Consider the following 13,370-nt stretch of genomic DNA (forward strand, 5'->3'; position numbering starts at 1 on the left):
GGGGGGCGACTTCCCGAGTCATAGAGCCGCGACGCGGACCGCCTCCCTCCCCCTTGTGGGGAGGGTAAGGGTGGGGGTGGCTCAGAATTGGTCGCCACGGTTCAGCGTCGAGCGGCGTCGCCGTCTTCGCCCTTTCCGAAACACCCCCACCCCCGACCCCTCCCCACAAGGGGAGGAGAGACGGCCTCAGGCGATGCCGTCGATGGTGCCGTCTTCGAGCAGCTTGATGTTGGCGGAGGCCGGCACCTTTGGCAGGCCCGGCATCGTCATGATCTCGCCGCACACCACCACGACGAAGCCCGCGCCTGCCGAGAGCCGCACCTCGCGGATCGGCAGCGTGTGGCCTGTCGGCGCGCCGAAGGCGGTCGGGTCGGCCGAGAACGAGTTCTGGGTCTTGGCGATGCAGACCGGGAACTTGCCGTAGCCGGCCTCTTCCCATTCCTTCAGCTGCTTCTTGACCGAAGCCGGGGCCGTGACCTTGTCGGCGCGATAGATCTCCTTGGCGATCTTCTCGACCTTCTCGAGCAGCGGCAGGTCCTCGTCGTAGAGCGGCTTGAAGTTCGAGGGTTCTTCGCCTGCGATCTTGACGACCGCGCGCGCAAGGTCTTCCGCGCCCTTCGCGCCGTCCGCCCAATGCTTGCAGACCACGGCCTCGACGCCGAAGTCCTCGCGCACAGCCTTCTGCAGCGTGTCGATCTCGGCGTCGGTGTCGGCGAAGAAGTGGTTGATGCCGACCACGACCGGCACGCCGAACTTCTTCACGTTCTCGATGTGGCGGCCGAGATTGACGAGTCCGGCCTTCAGCGCCTGGACGTTCTCGGTCTTGAGGTCGTTCTTGGCCATGCCGCCGTGCATCTTGAGCGCGCGGACGGTCGCGACGATCACCACGACGTCGGGCGAGAGGCCCGAGAAGCGGCACTTGATGTCCATGAACTTCTCGGCGCCGAGATCCGCGCCGAAGCCGGCCTCGGTCACGGTCCAGTCCGCGAGCTTCATGGCGGTCTTGGTCGCGATGACCGAGTTGCAGCCATGCGCGATGTTGGCGAAGGGCCCGCCATGGATGAACACCGGCGAGCCGTCGATCGACTGCACGATGTTGGGGCGCAGCGCGTCGCGCAGCAGCACGCCGAGCGAGCCTTGGGCGTCGACGTCCTTGGCGGTGATCGGCTTCTTGTCCGGCGTGTAGGCCACGACGATGCGGCCGATGCGCTCCTCGAGATCCTTCAGGTCGTTCGCGAGGCAGAAGATCGCCATGATCTCGGACGCGACCGTGATGTCGAAGCCGGCCTCGCGCGTGTAGCCGTTGGTCGGCGCCCCGCAGCCCGAGATGATCGAGCGCAGCGTGCGGTCGTTCATGTCGAGCACGCGGCGGAACACGATGCGGCGCGGGTCGATGTTGAGCGGGTTGCCCCAGTAGAGCGAGTTGTCGACGAGCGCGGCCAGCAGGTTGTTGGCGCTGGTGATGGCGTGGAAGTCGCCGGTGAAGTGCAGGTTGATCTGCTCCATCGGGATGACCTGCGCCTTGCCGCCGCCGGCCGCGCCGCCCTTCACGCCGAACACCGGCCCGAGCGAGGGCTCGCGCAGGCACATGATGGCGTTCTCGCCGATGTGGTTGAGCGCGTCGCCGAGGCCCACCGTCGTGGTGGTCTTGCCCTCGCCCGCGGGCGTCGGCGAGATCGCGGTGACGAGCACGAGCTTGGCGTTCTTCTTCGCCGGCAGCTCGGCGATGAAGCGGTCGTCGACTTTCGCGATGTGCTTGCCGTGAAGGTGAAGCGCGTCTTCCGGAATTCCGGCCTTGGCGGCGATCTCGGCGATGGGCTTCAGGGTCGCCGCGCGGGCGATCTCGATGTCGGTCGGCATGGTGCGCGGGCCTCCGGCGGCGGGAAACGGGGTCCGGCCCATCGGCCGGGCGGCCGTTTTGCCGCGTCGGAGGCGGCTCAGCAACCCGAAGGCGACCGGCTAGAGGCTTCTCGCGACGAAGGTATTAAGGGCGCGCCGGAACCGTGCGAGGCTCAGCGAAGGCCCGCGGCCGCGCCGAAAAACTGGCTGGCGGCGACGACCACGATCCCGTCGAGGCAAGAAAGAGCGAGCGCGAGCAACGGCGTCAGCGCGGCGACGGTGGCGGCGGCGCGACGGGTTCCGAACCCGGTCCGGAAGTGAGCTGCGCGGCGTGCGATCGCGGCCATGGATGCGGCTCCGGTTGCAGGGCGGCGACGCGCGAAGGCGGCCGCCGGCTCGTGGCCAGAGGCTGCCTCGCAAATCTTAGCGAAAGATGACCGCGGCCAGGGCCGCGGCCACCGTCAGTCGCCCGTACGGGCCGAGGACATGCCGTTGCGCTGGGAGATCTGGCCCGCGGTCTGGCTGAAGCTCTCGGCGGTGTCGCCGATCGCGAGCGTCGGCTCGCAGCGCGGCGTGCAGGAGAAGCTTTCGCGCTTCGCCCCGCGCTGCACCACCATCGTGCCGTCGTTCGCGCGGCGAACGTTGACGATGGTTTCGCTCAGCACGGCGCCGGCGCCGTCGAGCAGCATGATGTTGGTCGACCCGAAGCTCTTGCCCGTCACGATCATCACGCCGTTCTTCTGCGTGGTGGCGTCGGCGATCAGCGGGTTGCCGATGACGACCGTCGCGACGCCGGCCGGCGCCCGCACCACGCTCGCGCGGTCGACGGCCACTTCGAGCGAACCCGGCTCGGGGGCTTCGACCGCCTTTGCAGGCGTAAGTAGTAATACGGACAGGACGGCTGCGGACCAGACCGAAGTCCTGAGCAACGTGGCCATAGCGTCGATCCCTAACATTCGATGCCCGCATCAAAGCCGATTTGGGTGAACGAATGCCTAAGATCAGCTTCGTGGATGCTGGGGCCCGCGCCGGAGTCGGTCTCAGCCTGACCGCGGAGGCGGATCGACCATCGGCGTCCGACGACTGACCGCCCCCACGGGCAGATGGCGACCGAGATGACGCGATGATTTAATTGGAATTAATCATAATGAACTTGGCAAGAATGCTTTAACCGTGAAAGTCATGAATTTAAATCACATACGAGTTGCTTTCGGCATTAACCTAATCGCAAGGCGGCGGGGGTAGATTGCACTCGTTCCCGGTGGACCGACGACGACAGAAGGACACGGGACAAGTGCTGTCGCAAACCTCTGTGAACCTGGAGTTCCACCATGATCAAGGCTTTCGTCAAGAACGAGTCCGGCGCCACCGCGATCGAGTACGGCCTGATCGCCGTCGGCATCGCAATCGCGATCATCACCGTCGTTAAGGGCATCGGCACCAGCCTCAACAGCGCCTTCACCAAGGTCAACAGCAACCTGCAGTGATCCGCGTCCCCGCAAGGGGCCGGCCTTCACGCAGATCCTGACGCCTCGTCAGGCCGCTGGACAAAAGGACCGTCGCTTCCCCTGGGAGCGACGGTCTTTGTCGTTTGTGGCCCCCGCGTTTGCGCTTTCTTAGCGCCTGCCGGTCAATGCTTCGCGCTCGATGCGTCCAGCAACGTCGGACTTCAGCCATGCTTGAAATCTTCGTCGTCGCGGTGATCCCGGCCCTCATCGTCACCGCGGCGGTCTCCGACCTGATGACGATGACGATCCCCAACCGCCTCGTGCTCGCGCTGGTGGCGGCCTTCGCCGTCGCGGCGCCGCTGTCGGGCATGGCGGCCGGGGAGCTCGTCTCCCATCTCGGCGCGGCGTTTCTCGTGCTTGTGATCGGCTTCGCGCTCTTCGCTCCGGGCTGGATCGGCGGCGGCGACGCCAAGCTTGCGGCCGCGATCGCGCTCTGGCTCGGCTTCGAGCCGCTGCTCGCCTGGTTCGTGTCCTTCGCGATGCTCGGCGGCGCGCTCACCCTCGGCATGCTCTACTACAGAGAGCGCCCGCTGCATCCCGCGCTCGGCGGCGTCAGCTGGCTCGCGCGGCTCCATCACCCAAAATGCGGCGTGCCCTACGGGATCGCGCTGTCGGCCGGCACGCTCGCGCTGTGGACGGACACCTCCTGGTTCTCGGCGTTGAGCTGAGCCGACGGGCAAGTTTTCGTCAATCGCTTACAATAACGATTTGTTAGAGACGCTTGTCGAGACGACGTTAACCATGAATTGACGTTTCAGTGGTCCTCTTTGCGAGACGGTTCAGGCCAGGTTTGCAGGCCTCGACGCTCGGGGGACTAAATGAAAGCGGCTCAGCTCGTGGTTCTGGGTATCGCGCTGACGGCGGGAGCCGGCGCGGCGATGCTCGCCGGCGGCTCGAACGAAGAGCAGCCCGCTCCGGTCGTCGAAGCGCGTAACCCCAACATGGTCGACGTTCTGGTCGCGGCCAAGGACATCGAGCTCGGCGGCGCCGTGAGCGCCGACGACCTGCGCTGGCAGGCCTGGCCGCGCGACGCCGCGAACGCCGTGTTCGTGCAGCGCGACGCCGCGCCGGAAGCGGTCCAGAACACCGCCGGATCGATCGCCCGTTCGCCCTTCGTGGCCGGCGAGCCGATCCGCCCCGACAAGCTCATCAAGGGGACGGGCTCGGGCTACATGGCCGCGATCCTGCCGTCCGGCATGCGCGCCATCTCGATCGAGATCTCGCCCGAGACCGGCGCCGGCGGCTTCATCCTGCCGAACGACCGCGTCGACGTGCTGCTGACCCGCAAGGTCGCGGGCCGCAACGGCCGCGACGAGAGCTTCACCGAGACGCTCGGTGAAAACATCCGCATTCTCGCCATCGACCAGACGGTCGAGGACAAGGACGGCGCGAAGGTCGTGGTCGGCAAGACCGCGACGCTCGAGCTCTCGCCGGCCCAGGCCGAGCGCATCTCCCTGAGCCGCCAGCAGGGCGTCATCGCCCTCGCGCTGCGCTCCCTCGTCGATTCCGGCCCGACCGCCGTCGACCCGAACGACGCCACGCCCCGCAAGCGCGGCGACACGGTCACCGTCGTGCGCTTCGGCGTGCCGAGCCAGGGCGGGCAGTGAGCATGGCCCTCAACGAACGTTCTCTTTCGCGGAAAGGCTTCGCGATGACCGACCACCACCGTCGCGGCTTCAGGGACGCGCTCGGGCGGACCCTGCGGGCCGCCCTCGTCGCGACCACCGCGCTCGCGGTCGCCGCGCCCGTTCCGGCCTTCGCCGCCGACCCCGCCTATCTGGCCGCCGACGGCGCGGGCCAGGACGGCGGCCGGGTCGAGCTCGGCATCGGAAAGTCCTACGTCGTCACGCTGCCGCGCGACGCCAAGGAAGTCTTCGTGGCCGATCCCGCGGTCGCCAACGCCGTCGTCCGGTCGGCCCGCAAGGCCTATCTGATCGGCGCCGGCCCCGGCCAGACCGACGTGAAGTTCCTCGACGAGAACGGCCGCGAGATCGCCTCCTACGAGGTCTCGGTGTCGCGCGACGTCGGCTCGATCCGCTCCTCGATCGCCCGCTCGATCGACGGCGGCCAGGTCCGGGTCGAGGGCGTGGGCGACGGCGTCGTGGTCACGGGCTCGGTGAAGTCCGCCCAGGAAGCCCAGACCGCCATCGACATCGCCGCCGGCTACATGGCCGATCCGAAGAAGGTCGTGAACGCGCTCAAGATCGAAGGCCAGGACCAGGTTCTCCTGCGGGTCAAGGTCGTCGAGATGAAGCGCGAGATCATCAAGCAGCTCGGCATCGACTACGGCTTCAACGGCGTCGCGGCCGGCGGCGTGAAGTTCCTCGGCAACGAGGTGATGAACCAGGGCAAGAAGCTCGCCTCGTCGTTCCCCTTCGGCGCCAACAACTCCTCGCCCGGCGGCAATCTGCTCGCGACGGTGGGCCTTGGCGGCGGCACGCTCTCGGCGCGCCTTCAGGCGATGGAGCGCGCGGGCGTCGTGCGCACGCTCGCCGAGCCGAACCTCACCGCGATTTCGGGCGAGAGCGCCAAGTTCCTCGCCGGCGGCCAGTATCCGTTCCCCGGCCCCTGCACGATCGACGACAGCGGCCGATGCACCCGCACGGTCGAGTTCAAGGACTACGGCGTCGGCCTGAACTTCACGCCTGTCGTGCTCTCTAGCGGCCGCATCAGCCTCAAGGTCGCGACCGAAGTCAGCGAGCTCGACGCCGCCAACGGCATCCAGGACAACGGCCTCATCATCCCGGGCCTGCAGGTCCGCCGCGCCAACTCCACCGTCGAGGTGCCCTCGGGCGGCTCAATCGCGATGGCCGGCCTCATCCAGCAGCAGACCAAGCGCTCGCTCGCCGGCTGGCCCGGCCTGACGAAGCTGCCGGTGCTCGGCGCGCTGTTCCGCTCGAACGACTACCTCAAGAGCGAGACCGAGCTCGTCATCCTCGTCACGCCGTATCTCGCCAAGGCGACCTCGGCCGACAAGCTCGCAAGCCCCGACGACGGCTTCGCGGAGCCGTCCGAACCCTCGGCGGTCTTCCTCGGACGTCTGAACCGCCTCTACGGCGTCCCCGGCCAGATCGACCCGCACACGGTCGGTCGTCGGGCCGGCTTCATCATCGATTGACGCGCGCACCGAACGGAGTTCCGAAGATGACCTCGCATCGTCGCCCGTCCTCGCCGCGCCTCGGCCTCGCGGCCCTCGCCTGCGGCGCAGGCCTCGCGCTCGGCGGCTGCCACGCCGAACGGATCGTGGCGGACAGCTACCCCACCACGGTCGCCCAACGCCACCCGATCGTGCTCGCGGAAGGCTCCACCCGTCTCGACCTGCCGGTCGGCGCGGGCGCCCAGGGCCTCACCTCGCGCCAGAAAGAAGACGTCCGCGCCTTCGCGGCGGACTGGCGCAAGAACGGCCGCGGCCCGATCGGCATGATGGCTCCTGCCGGCGCCTTCGGCGCGACGGCGGTGCGCTCGGCGCTCGCCTCGGCGGGCGTCCCCGCGACCCAGATCGTCAGCCAGCGCTACACGCCGGCCGGGCCCGAGGAGATCGGGCTCGTCAAGCTCGGCTACGTCAAGCTCAAGGCGCAGGTGAGCCACGCCTGCGGCCTCTGGCCCGACGACCTCGGCTCCGGCGGCGGCGACCTCTACGGCGCGACCGAGAACCGCGAATACTGGAATTTCGGCTGCGCCAACCAGCAGAACCTCGCCGCCCAGGTCGCCGATCCCGAAGACATCGCGCGCCCCCGCGCCGAAGCGCCGATCTACGCGGCCCGCCGCCAGACCATCATCGAGAAGCATCGCGAAGGCGGCGACACCACGACCGGCTACCGCCAGGCGGACGCGGTCGTCAGCGACGTCGCGAAGGAGTGAGGGGCATGAAGGATCTGCTTGGCGGCCAGACGCCGCCCTCCGCCCAGCCGGCGGCCGACACCGTGATCGCGCCGCTGCCGCGCGTGTCCATCCAGGCGTTCTGCGAGACGCCCGAGATCGCCCGCCTCGTCGAGCAGGCGACCTCGGACCGCCGCATGGAGAAGGCGCACGTCAAGGTCCAGATGGGCGGCGGCCTCGCGGCCTCCGAGGCCTACAAGACCGCGCCGACCCCCAACGTCATCATCATCGAGGGCGACAATCACCGCGAGCGTCTGCTCGAGACCCTCGACCGTCTCGCCTCGGTCTGCGACAGCGACACCAAGGTCGTGGTCATCGGCCAGGTCAACGACGTGCTGCTCTATCGCGAGCTGATGCGTCTCGGGATTTCCGACTATCTCGTCCCGCCGCTCGGCGTCGTCGATCTCGTCCGGGCGCTCTCGGAGATCTTCCACGCGCCCGGCGCGAACCCGGTCGGCCGCAACATCGCCTTCGTGGGCGCCAAGGGCGGCGTCGGCGCCTCGACGATCGCGCACAACGTCTCCTGGGCGATCGCGCGGCAGCTCAAGATCGACAGCGTCGTGGTCGATCTCGACCTCGCTTTCGGCACCGCGGGCCTCAACTTCAACCAGGACCCGCCCCAGGGGGTCGCAGAGATCGTGTTCGCGCCCGACCGCGTCGACGCGGCGGTGGTGGACCGCCTGCTGTCGAAATGCACCGAGCAGCTGTCGCTGCTCGCCGCGCCCGCGACGCTCGACCGGGTCTACGACTTCCACGAGGACGTCTACGACCCGCTGATCGACATCCTGCGCGCCAACGTCCCCTGCGCGGTGCTCGACGTGCCGCATGTGTGGACCGCCTGGTCCAAGCGCGCCCTGATCGCCGCCGACGAGGTGGTGATCGCCGCGACCCCGGACCTTGCGAATCTGCGCAACGCCAAGAACCTGATCGACCTGCTGAAGATCGCCCGTCCCAACGACAGCGCGCCGAAGCTCGTGCTGAACCAGGTCGGCGTTCCCAAGCGCGCCGAGATCAAGCCGGCCGACTTCGCCAAGGCGCTCGACCTTGAGCCGTCGGCCGTCATCCCGTTCGATCCGCAGCTCTTCGGCACGGCCGCGAACAACGGCCAGATGGCCGCGGAGACCTCGCCCTCTCACAAGATCAACGAGATCTTCCTCGACCTCGCCAAGCGCCTCACCGGCAAGAGCGAGGCGAAGCGTTCGCGCAAGAACCTGCTCGAGCCGCTGATGGCGAAGATTCCGTGGAAGAAGGCCGGCTGAGCCGGCGACGACAGGACGCGACCTCATGTTCGGAAAACGCGGATCGACGATCACGCCGGCCGGCGCGGGCCTAGGACGCAGCGCGACCGCGAGCGGCGACTTCGGAGCGCCGCTCGTGAGCGTCGCTCCGGCCCCCGTTCTCGCCGCGGCCGAGGCGCGCCCCGCGCCGCCTCAGCCGAACGAGAACCGTCGCAACGACGACTACTTCCAGACCAAGAGCCGGATCTTCGGCGCGCTGATCGAGGCCATCGACCTCGCCCAGCTCGCCCGTCTCGACGTCGAGAGCGCGCGCGAAGAAATCCGCGACATCGTCAACGAGATCATCGCGATCCGTAACGTCGTGATGTCGATCGCCGAGCAGGAAGAGCTGCTCGAGGACATCTGCAACGACGTCCTCGGCTACGGCCCGCTGGAGCCGCTGCTCGCCCGCGACGACATCGCCGACATCATGGTCAACGGCGCCGAGCGGACCTTCATCGAAGTCTCGGGCAAGGTGCAGACCACCCATGTCCGTTTCCGCGACAACGCCCAGCTCTTGAACATCTGCCAGCGGATCGTGAGTCAGGTCGGCCGCCGCGTCGACGAAGCCTCGCCGATCTGCGACGCGCGTCTTCCGGACGGCTCGCGCGTCAACGTCATCGTGAGCCCGCTCGCGCTCGACGGCCCGACGCTCACCATTCGTAAGTTCAAGAAGGACAAGCTGACCCTCGACCAGCTGGTGCGCTTCGGCTCGATCAGCCCGGAGGGCGCGGACATCCTGAAGATCATCGGGCGCGTCCGCTGCAACGTGCTGATCTCCGGCGGCACGGGCTCGGGCAAGACGACGCTCCTGAACTGCCTGACGCGCTACATCGACGAGGACGAGCGCATCATCACCTGCGAGGACGCCGCCGAGCTCCAGCTGCAGCAGCCGCATGTGGTGCGTCTCGAAACCCGCCCTCCGAACCTCGAGGGCGAAGGCATGGTCACCATGCGCGACCTCGTGAAGAACTGCCTGCGCATGCGTCCCGAGCGGATCATCGTGGGCGAGGTGCGCGGACCGGAGGCCTTCGACCTCCTGCAGGCGATGAACACGGGCCATGACGGCTCGATGGGAACGCTGCACGCCAACTCCCCGCGCGAAGCGCTCTCGCGTCTGGAGTCGATGATCACGATGGGCGGCTTCTCGCTGCCTTCGAAGACGATCCGCGAGATGATCTGCACCTCGGTCGACGTCATCGTGCAGGCCTCGCGCCTTCGCGACGGCTCGCGCCGCATCACCCACGTCACCGAGGTGATGGGGATGGAAGGCGACGTGATCATCACCCAGGACATCGTGCTCTACGACATCCTCGGCGAGGACGCGAACAAGCGGCTCCTCGGCCGCCACCGCTCCACCGGCATCGGACGTCCGCGGTTCTGGGAGCGCGCGCGCTACTTCGGCGAGGAGACTCGCCTCGCCGCCGCCATCGACGCGATGGACGTCGAAACCTCCAGGGTCGCCTGAGGAGCCGTGCGATGATCGATCTCGGCGGAAAGCTTCCGATCGTCCTGCTCGCCACGGTCGCGGCGGGCGGCGCGGCCTACGCGCTGATCTATCCCTACCTGTCGGGCGCGGCGCGGGTCGAGCAGCGCCAGAAGATGGTGGGAATGGACCGCCGCCGCGCCGTCAGCGAGGCCGCGCAGGAGACCCTGCGTCGCGGACAGGTTTCGGAGAGCCTGAAGGCGCTTGACGACCGCCAGAAGCGCATCAACCGGCCGACCCTCCAGATGCGGATCGCCCAGGCCGGGCTGCAATGGAGCAACGAGAAGTTCTACATCGTGAGCGCGATCATCGCCGCGGTCTTCGGCGTGGGCGCCTTCGTCGGCACCCAGGATCCGCGGGTCGCGGGCCTCGCGGCCTTCGTCGGCGGCCTCGGCGCTCCGCGCTGGCTGCTGGGCTTCCTCAAGAAGCGCCGCATCGCCAAGTTTCTCACGGGGCTCCCGGACGGCGTCGAGATCATCCTGCGCGGCCTGAAGGCGGGCCTGCCGCTCGGCGACTGCATGCGCGTCGTCGCCAACGAGACGCAGGAGCCGGTGAAGACCGAGTTCCGCAAGATCATCGAGGAGCAGACCGTCGGCATCCCGCTCGCGGAGGCGGTGGGCAAGCTCTACGAGCGCATGCCGGTCGCCGAGGCGAACTTCTTCGCCATCGTGATCGCGATCCAGTCGAAGGCCGGCGGCAGCCTGTCTGACGCGCTCGGCAACCTCGCCAAGGTTCTGCGCGACCGCAAGAAGATCAAGCAGAAGATCGCCTCGCTCTCGATGGAGGCGAAGGCGTCCGCCTCGATCATCGGCGCGCTGCCCATCATCACCATCGGCGTCATCTCGATGACGAGCCCGGACTACATGAACCAGATGTTCTCGACCGACATCGGCCGGTTCATGCTGGCCGGCTCCGCGGCCTGGATGCTGTGCGGCGTGCTGGTGATGAAGAAGATGATCAGCTTCGACTACTGACGGCGAAGCAGGACGACGAAGCGTACGGGGAAGGCGAGGGACCGTGTTCCAGCAGATCATCTCGATGGTGAACGATCCGCGCGCGCTCGCCGGCTTGCTCGCGGCCGTCGCCGCGATGGCGACGGTGATCAGCCTCGGCATGCCGCTGCTCGCCACCGACCCGCTCGCGCGGCGCATGAAGGCGGTGGCGACCGAGCGCTCCCGCATCCGGGCGCGCGAACGCGAGCGCCTCGCCCGCGGCGCCAAGGGGCTGAAGCTCGAGCCGCGCGCCTACATGCAGAGCGTCGTCTCGCAGTTCAACCTGTCCAAGCACCTCGGCACCGAAGACGCCAAGGAGCGCCTGCAGATGGCCGGCTATCGCGGTCCGGGCGCGATGACCACCTTCCTGTTCTTCCGCCTCGTCGCGCCGATCGGCTTCATCATCATCGGCAGCTTCTATCTGTTCGTGGTCGACGATTTCGGCCTCGATCCGATGATGCGCGCCGGCGCGATCGTCGGCATCGCGCTGCTCGGCGTGAAGGCCCCGGAGCTGTTCCTCAAGAACCAGACGTCGAAGCGCCAGCAGTCGATCCGCAAGGCGTTCCCGGACGCGCTCGACCTGATGCTGATCTGCGTCGAGTCCGGCATGTCGATCGAGGCGGCGTTCCGCAAGGTCGCGGACGAGATCGGATCGCAGTCGGTCGTGCTCGCCGAAGAGCTGACGCTGACGATGGCCGAGATGTCCTACCTGCAGGACCGTCGTCTGGCCTATGAGAACTTCGGCAAGCGCACCGACCTCGACTCCGTGAAGTCGGTCGCGACCGCGCTCATCCAGGCCGACAAATACGGCACGCCGGTCGCCCAGGCGCTCCGGACGCTCAGCCAGGACAGCCGCGACACCCGCATGGCCGAGGCCGAGAAGAAGGCCGCGGCGCTGCCGCCCAAGCTCACCGTGCCGATGATCGTGTTCTTCCTGCCGGTGATCTTCGTCGTGATCCTCGGCCCGGCCTACATCACCGTCATGGCGGTGAAGTAAGGCGGCCACGCCGTCGTCCCGGACGGCCGCAGGCCGATCCGGGATCGTCTTCCGAGACAGACGCCGCCGGCGGACCTCAATCGGTCGCCGGCATCGTCTCGCCCGGCTCGATGTCGGGCTCGGCCGGCGCGGTCGGCTGGTGCGTGAAGCCCTCGATGTCGCCGATCGGCTTGGCGTCGCGCTTGATGTCGATCGGGCTCGTCACATAGGCGGTCATGAGCTCGGCGAGCGAGCGCAGCGCATGCATGTGGATGCGCTCGTAGCCATGGGACGCGTCGACCCCGAAGGTCGCGAGCGCCGTGCGCACGTCCGCTCCCGCCTCGATGGCGGAGGCCGAATCCGAGCGGTAGTAGCGGAACACGTCGCGCTGGTGGCGGATGTCGTTCTCGCGCGCGAGCCGGATCAGCTCGTGGGTGAGATGGTAGTCGAACGGACCGGTCTGGTCGGCCATCGCGATGGTCACGCCGAACTCGTCGGAGTTCTGGCCCGGAGCCGTGGTGCCGTTGTCGATCGTCACCATGGCGGCGACGTCGTGCGGCAGAACGGCGGCGGCCCCGACCCCGACCTCTTCGGCGATCGACAGCACGAACCATGTGTCGACCGGCGGCTTCTTGCCCGACTCAACGATCGCCTTCAGCGCCGTCAGCAGGATCGCGACGCCGGCCTTGTCGTCGAGGTGGCGCGAGACGATGAAGCCGTTGTCGAGAAACTCGGCCTGGGTGTCGATCGCCACCACGTCGCCGACATGGAAGCCGAGGCGCTGCAGGTCCGCGACGTCGCGCACAAGCGCGTCGACGCGCAGCTCGACGTGCTGCCAGCCGGTCGGCTGGCTGTCGATCTCGTCGTTGTAGGTGTGGCCCGAGGCCTTGAGCGGCAAAATCGAGCCGCGATAGGCGCCGGCCTCGGTGAAGATCGTGACGCGCGCGCCTTCGGCGAAGCGCGCCGACCAGTTGCCGATCGGCACGAGCTCGAGCCGGCCGTTGGACTTGAGCAGCTTCACCTGCGCGCCGAGCGTGTCGAGATGGGCGATGAGCGCGCGGCTCGGATCCTTCACCCGACCTTTAAGCTTCGCGCGGATCGCGCCGCGGCGGGTGACCTCGGGCTCGACGCCGAGCCTGACGAGCTCGTCCACCACCGCATGGGTGATGGTGTCGGTGAAGCCCGTGGGGCTCGGGATCTTGAGCAGTCCCTTGAGCTGCTCGGCGAGGTAGTCGATGTCGACGTCGAGACGCGGCATGGATCACCGATCCGGTTTGGGAGGGCTGAGTCGGCGGGCGGCCTCCATAACATGGATCGGCCGACGGTCCGCCCCCGGCAGGGTTGAATGAGGATTTAAGCTTTGCTGCGCGTGCGAAGCATGACTGGCATGCCAGAACGGCCGTTCAGTTCGGG

13 protein-coding genes are annotated in these 13,370 nt (G+C 67.9%); 9 read left to right on the forward strand and 4 right to left on the reverse strand.

Annotation, left to right across the window (positions count from 1 at the left end; all coding sequences use genetic code 11):
• Positions 1–186: 186 nt before the first annotated feature.
• The 3 genes from ACFOWB_RS11055 to ACFOWB_RS11065 all read right to left on the reverse strand — a co-directional run bounded on the left by ACFOWB_RS11055 (position 187) and on the right by ACFOWB_RS11065 (position 2,777).
• Complete coding sequence (locus tag ACFOWB_RS11055; protein ID WP_378147268.1) at positions 187–1,860, reverse strand: formate--tetrahydrofolate ligase; 1,674 nt, start codon at positions 1,858–1,860, stop codon at positions 187–189.
• 152 nt (positions 1,861–2,012) lie between these two features.
• Complete coding sequence (locus ACFOWB_RS11060) at positions 2,013–2,186, reverse strand: hypothetical protein (RefSeq protein ID WP_261404884.1); 174 nt, start codon at positions 2,184–2,186, stop codon at positions 2,013–2,015.
• A 114-nt stretch (positions 2,187–2,300) separates the two neighbouring features.
• Positions 2,301–2,777, reverse strand: coding sequence for a pilus assembly protein N-terminal domain-containing protein (locus ACFOWB_RS11065; RefSeq protein WP_378147271.1), 477 nt, complete (start codon positions 2,775–2,777; stop codon positions 2,301–2,303).
• A gap of 393 nt (positions 2,778–3,170) precedes the next feature.
• Here ACFOWB_RS11065 and ACFOWB_RS11070 point away from each other — a divergent pair, with 393 nt between their 5' ends.
• The 9 genes from ACFOWB_RS11070 to ACFOWB_RS11110 all read left to right on the forward strand — a co-directional run bounded on the left by ACFOWB_RS11070 (position 3,171) and on the right by ACFOWB_RS11110 (position 11,978).
• Positions 3,171–3,326, forward strand: a complete 156-nt coding sequence (locus tag ACFOWB_RS11070; RefSeq protein WP_261404882.1) for a Flp family type IVb pilin — start codon at positions 3,171–3,173, stop codon at positions 3,324–3,326.
• A 188-nt stretch (positions 3,327–3,514) separates the two neighbouring features.
• Positions 3,515–4,015 carry an A24 family peptidase gene (locus tag ACFOWB_RS11075; RefSeq protein WP_261404881.1) on the forward strand — a complete coding sequence of 167 codons (501 nt, stop codon included), beginning with the start codon at positions 3,515–3,517 and terminating at the stop codon, positions 4,013–4,015.
• A gap of 150 nt (positions 4,016–4,165) precedes the next feature.
• Positions 4,166–4,954 carry a Flp pilus assembly protein CpaB gene (cpaB, locus tag ACFOWB_RS11080; protein WP_261404880.1) on the forward strand — a complete coding sequence of 263 codons (789 nt, stop codon included), beginning with the start codon at positions 4,166–4,168 and terminating at the stop codon, positions 4,952–4,954.
• A gap of 44 nt (positions 4,955–4,998) precedes the next feature.
• On the forward strand, positions 4,999–6,465 hold the full coding sequence (locus ACFOWB_RS11085) for a type II and III secretion system protein family protein (protein ID WP_378147274.1): 1,467 nt from the start codon (positions 4,999–5,001) through the stop codon (positions 6,463–6,465).
• 26 nt (positions 6,466–6,491) lie between these two features.
• Entirely contained in the window at positions 6,492–7,208 is a 717-nt protein-coding gene (locus ACFOWB_RS11090; protein WP_378147277.1) for a CpaD family pilus assembly protein, read from the forward strand.
• Between the two features lie 5 nt (positions 7,209–7,213).
• Entirely contained in the window at positions 7,214–8,485 is a 1,272-nt protein-coding gene (locus tag ACFOWB_RS11095; protein ID WP_378147279.1) for an AAA family ATPase, read from the forward strand.
• Between the two features lie 25 nt (positions 8,486–8,510).
• Complete coding sequence (locus tag ACFOWB_RS11100; protein ID WP_378147281.1) at positions 8,511–9,971, forward strand: CpaF family protein; 1,461 nt, start codon at positions 8,511–8,513, stop codon at positions 9,969–9,971.
• An 11-nt stretch (positions 9,972–9,982) separates the two neighbouring features.
• Complete coding sequence (locus ACFOWB_RS11105; RefSeq protein WP_261404877.1) at positions 9,983–10,963, forward strand: type II secretion system F family protein; 981 nt, start codon at positions 9,983–9,985, stop codon at positions 10,961–10,963.
• Positions 10,964–11,006: 43 nt separating this feature from the next.
• Positions 11,007–11,978 (forward strand): type II secretion system F family protein, encoded by a 972-nt coding sequence (locus ACFOWB_RS11110; RefSeq protein ID WP_378147283.1) that lies wholly within the window; start codon positions 11,007–11,009, stop codon positions 11,976–11,978.
• A 76-nt stretch (positions 11,979–12,054) separates the two neighbouring features.
• Here the strand turns inward: ACFOWB_RS11110 and ACFOWB_RS11115 are convergent, their stop codons facing one another.
• On the reverse strand, positions 12,055–13,215 hold the full coding sequence (locus ACFOWB_RS11115) for an osmoprotectant NAGGN system M42 family peptidase (RefSeq protein WP_378147285.1): 1,161 nt from the start codon (positions 13,213–13,215) through the stop codon (positions 12,055–12,057).
• Between the last annotated feature and the right edge of the window lie 155 nt (positions 13,216–13,370).

This window comes from Chenggangzhangella methanolivorans (assembly GCF_042648545.1).
GTDB lineage: Bacteria > Pseudomonadota > Alphaproteobacteria > Rhizobiales > Methylopilaceae > Methylopila > Methylopila methanolivorans.

Bases quoted from the DNA above. Each gene is read 5' to 3' on its own strand.
- ACFOWB_RS11055 (WP_378147268.1), bottom strand. From the start codon at position 1,860: ATGCCGACCGACATCGAGATCGCCCGCGCGGCGACCCTGAAGCCCATC.
- ACFOWB_RS11060 (WP_261404884.1), bottom strand. From the start codon at position 2,186: ATGGCCGCGATCGCACGCCGCGCAGCTCACTTCCGGACCGGGTTCGGA.
- ACFOWB_RS11065 (WP_378147271.1), bottom strand. From the start codon at position 2,777: ATGGCCACGTTGCTCAGGACTTCGGTCTGGTCCGCAGCCGTCCTGTCC.
- ACFOWB_RS11070 (WP_261404882.1), top strand. From the start codon at position 3,171: ATGATCAAGGCTTTCGTCAAGAACGAGTCCGGCGCCACCGCGATCGAG.
- ACFOWB_RS11075 (WP_261404881.1), top strand. From the start codon at position 3,515: ATGCTTGAAATCTTCGTCGTCGCGGTGATCCCGGCCCTCATCGTCACC.
- cpaB (WP_261404880.1), top strand. From the start codon at position 4,166: ATGAAAGCGGCTCAGCTCGTGGTTCTGGGTATCGCGCTGACGGCGGGA.
- ACFOWB_RS11085 (WP_378147274.1), top strand. From the start codon at position 4,999: ATGACCGACCACCACCGTCGCGGCTTCAGGGACGCGCTCGGGCGGACC.
- ACFOWB_RS11090 (WP_378147277.1), top strand. From the start codon at position 6,492: ATGACCTCGCATCGTCGCCCGTCCTCGCCGCGCCTCGGCCTCGCGGCC.
- ACFOWB_RS11095 (WP_378147279.1), top strand. From the start codon at position 7,214: ATGAAGGATCTGCTTGGCGGCCAGACGCCGCCCTCCGCCCAGCCGGCG.
- ACFOWB_RS11100 (WP_378147281.1), top strand. From the start codon at position 8,511: ATGTTCGGAAAACGCGGATCGACGATCACGCCGGCCGGCGCGGGCCTA.
- ACFOWB_RS11105 (WP_261404877.1), top strand. From the start codon at position 9,983: ATGATCGATCTCGGCGGAAAGCTTCCGATCGTCCTGCTCGCCACGGTC.
- ACFOWB_RS11115 (WP_378147285.1), bottom strand. From the start codon at position 13,215: ATGCCGCGTCTCGACGTCGACATCGACTACCTCGCCGAGCAGCTCAAG.